Genomic DNA, 12,009 nt, shown 5'->3' on the forward strand with positions numbered 1-12,009 from the left:
AGCACGTCTTTGATCGCCGCAGGGAGAGGAGGCGGCACGGGCGGCACATCGAGCTGCGCGGCGGCCTCTTCCTGGGGCTTGATCACCAGGAAGTAGTACCCGGCGCCGCCTCCTACGAGCAGCAGGAGCAGCACCACCAGGAGCGCCTTGAGGAAGCCTCCGCCCGCGCTGCGCATCTGCAAGGGCTGCGGGGGCTGCGGCCCGGACACGCCGGAGCTATAGGGCCGGGGAGGATTGGAGCGGACACCGCTGCGAGGCTCGAGCGTCAGCGCCGGCGCCTCGGAGGAGATACCGGACACGTCGATGGCCTCGAGTGGAGGCAGCTCGAAGCCCGACGCAGAGGCCGAGCTGCTCGCGCCCGCGGGCGTGGCCTGCGTGGGGACCGACGGCTGATCCAGCTTCCTCCGGCAGTCCTCGCAGGTGCCGATCGCCTGATCGAAAGGATCGCTGAGCGCCTTGTTGCACTCACGGCACCCGACCGGGGCCTCCACGGGAGCGCTCGGCGCGGGCGCAGGCGCCTGGGGCCGAGCGGCCTGAGGAGGCATCCCGGGTCCTCCCGGCGCGGCACCCGCGGGCCCCGGTGCGCGGCGAGGAGCCTGCATCACGGGGGGAGGCGGCGCCTCGGGCGGCGGACCGAGGAAGTCGAGCAGCGGATCCCCGGAGCTCCCATGGGGAGGCGCCGCGGCGGCGCGCGGCGGCGGCGGATCCACGAGCCCATCGAACAGCGGATCCGGTGGCAGCGCCTCCTCAGGCGAGGAGCTGAATTCGCTGAAGAGATCCGCGGCCAACGCGGAGTTGCCCGCCGCCGGGTGGGCCGCAGGCATGGGGCGTGGCGAGGGACCGGGTGGGGCGCTCTGAGGCTGGGGCGCCGAAGCGGCGGGCGCAACGGCTTCGGGCGGGGGGCCCACGGCGTCCCGCTTCACGAGCTGGAGGTGTCGGCACCGGGGGCACTGCGCACGAACCCCCTTCGGCGAGATCAGCCGATCATCGATCGCGTAGGCAGCCGCACATTTCTGGCAGACGATCCGCATGGTTCAGTGCCGGAAGTGTCGCACTCCCGTCAGTACCATCGCCAGTCCATGTTGATCGGCGGCGGCGATGAGCTCTGCGTCGCGGACCGAGCCACCAGGCTGGATGACACACGAGGCCCCTGCCCGGGCAGCCTCGTCCAGCCCATCCCGGAAGGGGAAGAAGGCGTCCGAGGCCACCGCGCTGCCCTGGAGGGCCGACCCACCGCGCACGGCCGCAATCTTGACCGAGTCCACTCGGCTCGTCTGTCCACCTCCCGCCGCAAGCAGCCGATCCGCCGAGGCGAAGACAATGGCGTTGCTCTTCACATGCTTGCACACCTTCCAGGCAAAGCGGAGGGCCTTCTCCTCCTCGGCCGTAGGGTGACGCTTCGTGACGACCTTCCACTCCAGCGACGGCTCGGCCGCATCCCTGTCCTGCAGGAGCAGGCCCCCGGACACGCTCCGGGCATCCAGCTGCACGCGCGGCCGGGCCTGGGGCGAGGCCAGCCCGAGCCCTGCCTCCAGCAGCCGCAGGTTCTTCTTCGTGCCCAGCACCTGGAGCGCGGCGGCCGAGTAGGCGGGAGCGATGACCGCCTCGAGGAACGTCTCCGCCAGGGCGTTGGCGGTCGGCTCGTCCACCTCGCGGTTGAGGGCGACGATGCCCCCAAAGGCGGACACCTCGTCCGCGGCCCGCGCCGTGCGGTAGGCATTCACCAGCTCCGCCTCCACCGCTACGCCACAAGGGGTATTGTGCTTGATGATGACGGCGCAGGGCTGCTCGGGGAACTCCAGGACGAGCCCGAGCGCCGCGTCCAGGTCCAGGATGTTGTTGTAGGACAATTCCTTGCCCTGAAGAACCTTGGAGAAGGCCACCGTGGGCTCATGCGGCGCGGAGTGCTCTTGATAGAAGGCGCCGCGCTGGTGGGGGTTCTCGCCGTAGCGCAGGCCCTGGGCCTTGCGGAAGGGCAGCGACAGCTCCTCGGGGAAGGGCTCCTGGGCCTGGCCCGCCAGCCACCCGGCGATGGCCGCGTCATACGCCGCCGTATGCGCGAACGCCTTGCGCATCAGCCGGCGCCGCGTCTCCTCCCCCACCCCACCGGCCTTCGCCAGCTCCGCCAGCACCGCCTCGTAGTCCTCGGGATCCACCACCACGGTGACGTGGCGCGAGTTCTTCGCCGCCGCGCGCACCATGGCGGGCCCACCGATGTCGATCTGTTCGAGGGTGTCCGCCTCGCTCGCCCCGGAGGCCACCGTCTGCCGGAAGGGGTAGAGGTTCACCGCGACCAGGGAGATGGGCTCAATGCCATGAGCCGCCATCTCCGCCCGGTCGCCCTCCTGCTCCAGCCGCCCCAGGAGGCCGCCGTGGATGCGGGGGTGGAGCGTCTTCACCCGGCCGCCGAGGATCTCCGGGCTCTGGGTGTGCTCGGAGACCTTGGTGGCGGGGACACCCGCAGCCTGGAGCGCCGCCAGGGTGCCTCCGGTGGAGAGGAGCCGGAAGCCCCGCTGGACGAGGCCCTGCGCGAATGGGACCAGCCCGCGTTTATCGGAAACGCTGAGGAGAGCCAGCACGAGGGAGCGCCTTGTGGTGAGAGGGTGGCGGCCCTGTTACCAACCGCCCCCCAGGGTGTCAACGCGCCGCGTAGGGCCGGCGCATCCCACCTGACGCTCGGACGCTCAGGGCTTGCGGGCCGAGATGGGCGGCTCGGCCTCGGTGGCCTCGCGCAGCTTCATCAGGCCCCGCGTCTCCACCTGGCGGATGCGCTCGCGGGTGAGGTTCATGATCTCCCCCACCTCCTCCAGGGTGATGCCACCCTTCTCCGCCACGTCCAGGGCGCAGGTGTGCTCCAGCTCCTGGATCTCTTTGTCCGGGAAGTTGAGCTTGATGGAGCCCGTCTCCGGGTTCACATCCAGGTAGAGGTTGTGCTTGCACGAGACGAACAGGCACGGCCTCGGCCCGTTCACGCAGTCGGCGCGGGTGCGCGGCCGCTGCGAGTCAATCGTCTTGAGAAGCTCGCCCTCCTCGGGATCCACCTGCCCCGTCAGCCGCCGGCGCCGCAGGTCGCGCGCCATCTCCTTGCGCGACATGGTCTTCGAGCGGCGGCGCTCCGCCGGCAGTCCCTCCTCTCCCTCCCCACCCTCCTCCTCGCCCTGAAGCTGCTTCACTTCCGACATGTCCCCTCCGAATGTTCCCAATCTATCCGGTTGTCCAGGCCTGTAGCATCCTATTGCGAATCGGGCGTTTCGTCTCCGTGAGCGGTGACGGCACTGCCCAGACGTGCCACGTCGCGCACCAGGTCCTGCGCCCGGCGCCGCAGGGCGCCCAACTGCTCCTCCAGCGTCCGACGGTGCTCCCCACCGAACGGACGGTCCCCCAGCTCTGACTGGAAGCCGTCGAGCACCGACGACAAGTTCCGCTCCAGCTGGTCGATGTGGTTGCGGTGGAAGAGGAACGAGCGCTTGATGTCCTCGAGCGTGTGCCCCTCCGCCATCATCTTCTTGATGGCGTTGATGCGCCGCACGGCCTCCACCGGGTAGAGCCCCCGGCTGCCCTGGTGCTTGCCCTTGCGGCCCACACGGCGGCTGCGCGGCAGGAGCCCCGCCTGGACGTACTTGCGGAACGTCGCCTCTGAGAGCTGCACGCCCCGGGGCCGAAAGATCTCGAGGATTGCGCGCACCGGCAGACCGCCTGCGTGGTCGCGCTCGATCCGCTCAATCTCCTCGGGACCCAGCAGTTCCATCGCTTCCATTCAATATAAGATACTCAAGCCAATCTATTGAAGATAATCTATTCAGTGCCAGAAACCGGCGGCGCATGTCAAGCCCGAAAAGCGCGAAAGGGAGCGTTCAAAAGCGGACAGAGCCAGTGGACGCCGGGCGGATCCCGGGCCGGCGGGGGCTCAGGCGTCGACGCGAGGCGGGGTCAGGCGGGGCGGAAACAGGCGAGGCCGCGCGCTCAACGAGGGGCGCGGAACTCCAGCTTCACCGTGCCGTTGGGCTCGAGGGTGAAGCGCTTCGTCTCGGATTTCTTCGGGTGCTGGAAGGTGAGCTCGTAGCTGCCCGGAGCCAGCTTGAGGACCCGCTGGCCCACGGCCTCCCCGTGGGACTTCCCGTTTACCAGGATGGTGGCATACGGCGTCGCACGGAGCGTGAGGGTGCCCTTCGGAGCGCGGGCAGAGCCTCCCGCGGGGACCACCGCCACCGCTCCAGGAGCCTCCTGCTTGCCGGCATCCGGGGCCGCCGGGACAGGCTCCGGAGGCGTGGTGGCCGCCGAGGGCGGGGGCGTCACGACAGAAGGAGGAGGCGTCACGACTGCGGGCGGCGCGGTCGCGGCAGCGAGCGGTGAAGTCTCGGGAGGAGGCGTACCCGGCTCGCCCGCCGCCATGGCCTCCGTGTCCTGGGACGTGCTGGGAGCCGGCTGCTGGGGCTGGGGCCGTGAGCGGACCAGGGAGTCGATCCCCACGATGGCGAAGAGGGCCATCAGCACGAGCCCGGCCCACATCCCCATGCGCCTGGCTCCGGACGAGGCTCTCGGCTGGGCCGCGGGAGGTGCGGAGGGCGCAGGAGCCGGGAGCGACACGGTGGGCTCGTACCGGGGAGGCTCGGAGCTGGCCTCGGCGGGGCTGGAGACGGCGGGGAGGCGCTGGCTCACGGGCCTCACCGAAGGGAGCGCTGCCTCCGTGGGCCGGAACGAGGCATCCCCCTCGGCCTGGGAGACAGCCGGAGTCGGCGCGCCGGGCGTGGGCGTCTTGCCCTGCACGGCCGGCAGAGGCCTGCCAGGGGTGGTCACCCAGGCCGGCGGCACCTTCCCCCCGAGGGAGCTCTCGCGTGCGGGCAGCAGGTGAGTGGGCGCGTGGACATCCTCGTCGGGCGAGGGCTCGGGCCGGCTCTCCTCCCCTCCTCCGGCCGTCGAGCCCCGGCGCCCCCGAGGGCCGGGCAGCACGGCGGTGGGCTCGCGGCGCGCGGGCTCGGCCTCCGCCTCGGGCTGCACCCCTTGCAGTTGCTGGGTGCGCTCGGGCATGGCGGGCAGCGCCAGCGCGGAGGGAAGGATGCCGATGTAGACCCGGCGCACAAAGGCTGCCACGTCCGTGTCGTCCGGGGACTGGGCGTGGTTCAGCACGAACTGGACGAGCGCCCGCTCGAGCTCACCCGCCGTCTGGTAGCGGGCGTCGGGGTTGCGCTCGAGCGCCTTCATCACCACGGCGCTCAGCTCCTCGGGGACGTCCGGGTTGAGGCGGGACGGAGGAGCGATCGCGCTCTGCTGCACCGCGCGCAGCACGGCCAGGTCCGAGTCCCCGTCGAACAGCCGGCCCCCCGTGAGCATCTCCCAGAGGACGATGCCGAGCGCGAAGACGTCCGTGCGCGCATCCACGTTCTCGCCGCGCGACTGCTCGGGCGACATGTACGCGAACTTGCCCTTGAGCATGCCCGGCGAGGTCAGCTTGTTGCCGGCCTTGGCGATGCCGAAGTCCGTGAGCTTCACCGCCCCGTCGAACGAGATGAGGACGTTGTGCGGGGTGACGTCGCGGTGGACGAGGAACAGGGGCTCGCCGTTGATCTTGAGCCGGTGGGCGTAGTGCAGGCCGCGCGCCACGTCCGCGCCGATGTGCGCCACCAGCACCGGCGGCATGGGCTCCATCAGGTCCTTGCACTTCTTGCGCAGGTCCGAGAGCGTGCAGCCGCGCACGTACTCCATCGCCAGGAAGTACGAGTCCTCGTGCTTGTCGAAGTCGAAGATCTGCACCACGTTGGCGTGGTTGAGCCGCGAGGCCAGCCGCGCCTCGGCGATGAACATGTCCACGAAGCCGGGATCGCTCGCCATGAAGGCACGGATCCGCTTGATGACGACTTCCTTCTCGAAGCCCTCCGCACCCTGCGAGGTGGCGAGGTAGATCTCCGCCATCCCCCCCTCGGCGAGCTTCTTGATGACCACGTACTTGCCGATCTGGGTGCCTGGGGCGAGCGTCACAGGAGCGTCCAGACCATGGCTAGAACTTCACCTTCACCGTGTTCAGGGGAAGGGCCCTGACCTCGATGCTGCGGCTGATCGTCCGTCCCAGATCGGGGTTGTGGAACTTGCACTGGTAGGTGCCCAGCGGGAGCGCCACGTCCTGGAACGGTGTAGAGCCCAGGTTGCGTCCATTGCAGGAGACCTCTGCCCACGGCGTCACCGCGAAGCGCACCAGCGCCTTGGTCGCGGCCGGTTCCGGCGGCGGCGGCTTGGGCGGATCCACGCGGATCGGTTTGATGGGAGGGGTGGGCGCAGTCTTCGGCAGCGGCTCGAGCTTGAGGATCTCCACCTGCGCGGGGCCTGCCTTGACCTTCACCCTCTGCTCTAGCAAGCGGAACTGAGGAGCGGTCACCTTCACCTCCAGTTCCTGATCGGCCTTCGCCTCCAACACCTGCGGAGAGAGGCCACGCTCCTTCCCATCCACGAAGATCGTCGCCTGCACCGGCTCGGTCTCCAGGGTGAGCTTCACGAACGCCGCTGCCGCCGGGTTGGGAGCAGGCGTCACCTCCGGTGGCTTGACCCTGGGGGGCTGCGGCTCTTTCGCGGACACCGGCTTCAGCGTCAACGGCGCCAGCGGCAGCCTCCCCGTGGCCGGGATGGCGACCGAGACGCGCAGCTCCTCGTAACCCTCCCGGGAGACCACCACCTGGTAGGTCCCCGCGGGCATGGCGGGCAGCGTCAGCGGCGTCATGCCCGTGAGCGCATCGCCCTCGAACACCACCCTGGCGCCGGGAGGCACCGTCTCCAGCAGCACCGTGGCCGGAGGAGGGCCCGAGGGCCACAGCCAGATCCCCAGGACGATGACCATCGCCGCAGCTGTCACTGCGGCCACGATCCCCATCCACCGGCGGCGGGCACGGTCCCGGCGCGGGGCCTGGGTCGTCCCCGTCATGGACAGCGCCAGCGACTGCTCATCCAGCGCCTGCGTCGGCATCTCGGCAGGGTCCAGGCGACGGGCGGGCGCCGGCGTCACGGGCCGGGAGCCCGAGACCTGACGCTCCACGCGCGGGCGCTCCGGCTCCGTCTCACGGCGCACGTCGACGACCCTGTTGTTCCTCGAGGGGCGCTGCTGGGCCGTGGGATCGGTCGCCTCGGACTTCTCATCCGCCGCGGCGGAGAGCGCCTCCCCGCGATCCGCCCGAGTCACTTCCTTCGAGGAGACGGGAGGAGAGTGGGTCCCCGAGCGGCGGTGCCCTCCCACGGCGGTGCGCTGGCCGGTGGTGGGAGGCTCGTCCTCCACGACGATGCTGCCCGAGCGCTGCTCACGCGCGAGCCGCTCCTCGTACACCTCGTGCAGGAAGCCCGCCAGCTCCTTGGGCGTCGACGCGAGCTGGTGGGTGCGCAGCCACTCCTCGAGCCTGTCCTGGAGCTGGCTGGCCTCGGCGTAGCGCTGCTCCGGCTCCTTGGCCAGCGCCTTCATGACGATGGGATCCAGGTCCACGGGCACGCGCGGGTTGACCTGGGAGGGCAGCGTCACGTTGCACTCGGCCACCGCCGACAGCGTCTGCATGTCGCTGGCGCGCTTGAACAGGCGCGTGCCGGTGAGCAGCTCATAGAGCACCACCCCCAGGGCGAACACGTCGCTGCGGCAGTCCACCCGCTTGCCGGCGGCCTGCTCCGGAGACATGTACGAGTACTTGCCCTTGAGCACTCCCGAGCGCGTCACGGTGGCCTGGTCCGCCGCCTTGGCGATCCCAAAGTCCACGACTTTTACTTCGCCCTGGAAGGACACGAGGATGTTCTGCGGAGAGATGTCCCGGTGGACGATGTTGAGCGGCTTGCCCGTGGGATCCGTCTTCTTGTGCGCGTAGTCCAGGCCCGCGCACGCGTCGATGACGATCCGGCACGCCAGCGGCACCGGCAGCTCCAGCCCCTGGGCGTTCGCGCGCTTGCACATGCGCCGCACGTCCTCGCCGTGGATGTACTCCATGGCGATGAAGAAGCTCTCGTCCTGAGCCCCCAGATCGTAGACCGCGACAATGTTGGGGTGCGCCAGCCGCGCGGCGATCTTGGCCTCGTCCAAGAACATCTGGACGAACTCCTTGTTCTCGCCCAGGTGAGGAAGGATGCGCTTGACGACTACCAACTCGTCGGAGGCCTCCGGCCCTTTGCGGCGCGCAAGGTAGATCTGCGCCATCCCGCCCGTGGCGAGCTTTTTGAGCAGCTGGTAGTTGCCGTAGTTCTCGAGTGACACGGTCTGACCCACCATCGGCGCGGCCGCTGGGGGTGCCCAGGCTTACAAAGACCCCGAGCGTAAGCGCCACCGCCAGAGGGGTCAAACCTCTGGTGCAGCATTCAGGAGAAGGGGGGCCCCCAGCAGCCGAGGGGACGGGCGCTCAGCCGCCCCGGCGGGCGGAGCGCCGCTCGCGAGTCTCTCGCATGAGCGCCTCCAGGGCGTCCAGGTGGCGTCGGAGGACGGGTAGGAGCAAGGGGTTGGCGTCCACCCGGTCAAACAGGTCCAGCGCCCGGTCGACCTGGCGCTCGATCTCCGCCGCACGATCCGGGGAGATGCGGCGCAGCAGCAGATCCGCCCCGGCCGCCATGAGCACACGGGCGACGGCGTCCCGGGAGGTGAGCGGCTCATCGGGCCGGCGCTGACCCTCGCCACGGATGACGCGCAGCCCTGCGCCCGAGCTGCGCGAGGACGCGCCAGGCTCTTGGGACAGGGGCTGCTTGTGCTGACGGGTACTCACCAGACGCCTCCTCGGCTGCGGCGGGGATGGGCTCAGGGTACTCAGCACGTGGGGTCCTCCAATTTTCTGGTCATCCACACAGGGTGATGCAGCCCTGTAGCACCTAGGGCCGACATCCTCTGTCTGGAGCCTGAAAATCGGCCCCTTGCGAAGCCCATCCCGCCGTCTACTGGCAGGCACGCCGATAGGAGATCTCCACCTTCGCGCCAGGAGCCGGGCCCGGTGCGAAGACCACGCTGTTGGTGGTGGCGTCGTAGCTCCAGCCGGTGGAGCCAGGCGTCCCGTTGACACGCACCGAGACCGAGCCTGGATCCGGCAGCTCGCTCAGCGGGAAGCGGTCCTGGGGGGAGAACGCCTTGGTGGCCACGGAGCGAAGCAGCGGGGCGTAGTCCGGGGCACACACGGAGACCACCTCGCCTCCCGTCCGAGCGGCTGCCTCGGCGTACCGGGTGCCCGCGCCACCCGCCGTGGAGCAGGCGGCTGCCGTGGGCGCGATGGCGTAGATCGTCATGCGCTGAGGCTGGAACTCGCCCTTCTTGCCCTGGAAGAAGCGCACGTAGGTGTCCACGCTGTCCGGCGAGTGGTCGTCCTCGTCGCCCACGAAGACGACCACCAGGGCGGCCTCGTCGCGGAGGAAGCCCGCGTTGCCGTCATTGGGCAGCGGCGTGCGCGGATCGTCCGCCCCGCTCACCAGCGGATCCGAGAGCGCGCGGCGCACTGCCTCGAAGCCCTGCTCCACGGAGGCGCACTGGCCCACCTGGGCGTTGCCCTGGAGCTTGCCGGCGAGATCCGGCGTCTGGTGCGTGAGGATGCGCTGGCGGCTGCCGTCCACCGGGAAGAAGCGGCCGGCCTCGCCGCCCCGCGCGCCGCCCGGGCAGGAGTCCGACTCCGGGTGGATGCCGGTGGTCGTCACCGCCACGTGCAGATCCACACGCTTGTCCAGGGCGGTGTTCACGAAGGCCGGCAGCGCCTGGGTGAACCGGGGCTGCTCCTCGACCATGGAGGCGGTGTTGTCCACCACGAAGAGGACGTCGACCTTGGTGCCATCCTGCTGGACGAAGGTGTCCGTCTTGTCCACGCGATCGGAGGACTCTCCCAGGAGCGAGACGAGGAGCGGCTCGGGCAGCTCGCTGGAGTCCACGAAGAGGGGCGAGAGGTTCATCCCCGTCACCTGGGCGTAGTACTCCACCCCCGCGGTGAAGGCCTCGCCCGGCTGGAGCGTCAGCGGCAGCGGGTCTGGCGTCGAGGTGAGCGCAAACTCGCTGTCCGTGGTGCCCGGCCCCAGGCGCACCCCGGACACGGTGATCGGCCTGGGGCACCCGTTGATGTAGTTCACCTGGCGAGGCGCCGGCGGGCAGTCCCTGCGGCCGATGCCGAAGTCCACGTAGCGTGGCGTGGGCACCAGACATGCGTCCTGCGAGTGCGCCTGCAGCGGTACGAGGAGCAGCGGGTTGGCCGGATCCGCCTGCTCGAGCTGCACGGAGCCCAGGAACGAGCCACCCGCGGGCGGCGCGTTGAAGGCCACCTGGAAGCTGAACCAGTTGCCCGGGTACACGATGAGGCCATCCAGCTCGCGGCCCGGCAGCCGGAACACGCCGCCTCCGTCATCGCGCATGCGGACGTTCTTCACCGCGCACAGATCGCGGCCGCGGTTCTCCACCTTCACTCCGAGCACCGCGCCCCGCCTCGGTGGCACCGTGCCGAAGTTCACCGCCGTCGGGGTGATGGCGAGCTGGCAGGGCTCGTGGCGCTGAGCCTGGCCGCGGAAGTCGAGCCGCACCGAGGCGGCGTTGAAGGCGTTGGTCGTCAGCACCAGGGCGCCGGTGGAGGGGCCCTCGCGCGTGGGCTCGTAGAAGACCTTGAGGTTGAGCTCCTCGCCGGGCCCCAGCGTGTGCGGCAGCGGCAGCGCCGAGGCGTTGAACTGCACCGGGCCGGAGGGATCGGCCTGGAACTCCAGGCCCGTGAGCTTCAGCGGCCCGCCGTTCTCCGAGCCGCAGTTCTTGATGTTGACCATGACGGCCAGCTTGGAGCCGAGCGGCTGACGGCCGAAGTCATGCGCCACCGGCGAGACGCACAGCTCCGCCGCGCCGCCGTGGCCCAGCAGCTTCACCGGCGTGATGGGGTTGCGCCGGCTCACCACGTGGTAGCGCGCGGTGTCCTCCGCGGGGCCCATGTGGCCTGGGCTGTAGCGCAGCTCCCACTCGCGGACCTCGCCGGGCTGGAGCACCAGCGGGAAGTCCGTGGCGGCCTGGCTGAAAGAGACATCCTTCCCTTCCAGATCCAGGCGCGTCACCTGCATCGGCTCGGTGCTGATGTTGCGGATGCGCGACATCAGCCGCTTGTCCTTGTCGATGGGCACGCCCCCGAAGTCCAGCTCGGGCGGCTCGGCGATGACGGCGCGATCCAGCGCCTCGGCCACCACCTGCACGGGCACGTCCGCGCAGCCGCGGCACGGCGCCACCGCGAGCGCCACGCTCTTGCGCCCCACCTTCACCGGGTTGAACGTCAGCGGCAGCTCGCGCTTCTCGTTCGCCCCCAGCGCCACGGTCACCGTCGAGAACTCGTCCTTGTCCACGCCCACCAGGCGCGCGGACACCTCCACCGGCATGTCCGTGGGGTTCTCCAGGCTGACGCTCAGCGTCTTCGAGGACTCGGCCTCGATGCGGCCGAAGTCCAGCTTGCGCGGCGACACCCGCGCCCAGGCATCCACGCCCGCGCCCCTCAGGGGAATCCGGAGGATGGGCTCACGCTTCGCATCCGAGCGGATCACGAGCGTGGCCGGGAGGCTCCCAGGCGCCAGGGGCGCAAAGCGCACCTTCAGCCCGCACTCGCTTCCGGGTTGCAAGCTGTGGGGCCCCTCATGGGTGAAGCTGGCCAGGTACTGCCCTTCTGGCCCTTCCACCCAGATGTCACCCACCTCGATGCGCGAGCGGCCCACGTTGCGCAGCGTCACCGCTGTCTCGCGTCCGTCGAACACCGCCACGCGTTGAAAATCAATGCCCGCTGGCGTCGCCGTCAACCGGCCATCCGCCATCGATGCACGCTCCCGGTCAGCACACCCGACAAGCAGCCCCACCACGAGGGCCCACAGGCCCCAGCGCGCACTCATGGTCCCTACCCCCACACCGTCGCCCATCCCACACCGCCAGGTACTCCCATCACCCACTCTGGGAGTCTGGAGGATCAGGTGGCGAAGCTAGGCACCCACGTTGGGGCGAGCAACCACACACCCATGGAAGTTGCGCGGCCGTGCACTGGAGAACGCCCTCTCTCAGATCTTGGGGATGCGCAGGGTCTT

General features: G+C 70.0%; 8 protein-coding genes. All 8 read right to left on the reverse strand.

The genetic code is table 11. The features are described from left to right. Positions 1-1,031: zinc-ribbon domain-containing protein (locus tag VD972_RS16375; protein WP_324987996.1), on the reverse strand; the 1,031-nt coding region annotated here is incomplete at its 3' end. A 3-nt stretch (positions 1,032-1,034) separates the two neighbouring features. After that, positions 1,035-2,579, reverse strand: a complete 1,545-nt coding sequence (gene purH, locus VD972_RS16380) for a bifunctional phosphoribosylaminoimidazolecarboxamide formyltransferase/IMP cyclohydrolase (protein ID WP_324987999.1) — start codon at positions 2,577-2,579, stop codon at positions 1,035-1,037. Positions 2,580-2,684: 105 nt separating this feature from the next. Next, a complete protein-coding gene (locus VD972_RS16385) occupies positions 2,685-3,182 on the reverse strand; it encodes a sigma factor-like helix-turn-helix DNA-binding protein (protein ID WP_324988001.1) in 498 nt (165 codons plus the stop codon). Positions 3,183-3,232: 50 nt separating this feature from the next. Next, positions 3,233-3,757: a MerR family transcriptional regulator gene (locus VD972_RS16390; RefSeq protein WP_324988004.1), complete on the reverse strand. Its 525-nt coding sequence runs from the start codon at positions 3,755-3,757 to the stop codon at positions 3,233-3,235. 206 nt (positions 3,758-3,963) lie between these two features. Then, a complete protein-coding gene (locus VD972_RS16395) occupies positions 3,964-5,976 on the reverse strand; it encodes a serine/threonine protein kinase (protein ID WP_324988005.1) in 2,013 nt (670 codons plus the stop codon). Between the two features lie 19 nt (positions 5,977-5,995). Next, entirely contained in the window at positions 5,996-8,212 is a 2,217-nt protein-coding gene (locus VD972_RS16400; RefSeq protein ID WP_324988008.1) for a serine/threonine-protein kinase, read from the reverse strand. Between the two features lie 142 nt (positions 8,213-8,354). After that, the gene (locus VD972_RS16405) at positions 8,355-8,684 is read right to left on the reverse strand and encodes a hypothetical protein (RefSeq protein WP_324988015.1); all 330 of its coding nucleotides are present in this window, start codon (positions 8,682-8,684) and stop codon (positions 8,355-8,357) included. Between the two features lie 193 nt (positions 8,685-8,877). Beyond that, the gene (locus VD972_RS16410; protein WP_324988012.1) at positions 8,878-11,820 is read right to left on the reverse strand and encodes a choice-of-anchor D domain-containing protein; all 2,943 of its coding nucleotides are present in this window, start codon (positions 11,818-11,820) and stop codon (positions 8,878-8,880) included. Between the last annotated feature and the right edge of the window lie 189 nt (positions 11,821-12,009).

Origin of the sequence: Hyalangium sp., from assembly GCF_035629615.1 — a bacterium.
Classification (GTDB): Bacteria; Myxococcota; Myxococcia; order Myxococcales; family Myxococcaceae; genus Hyalangium.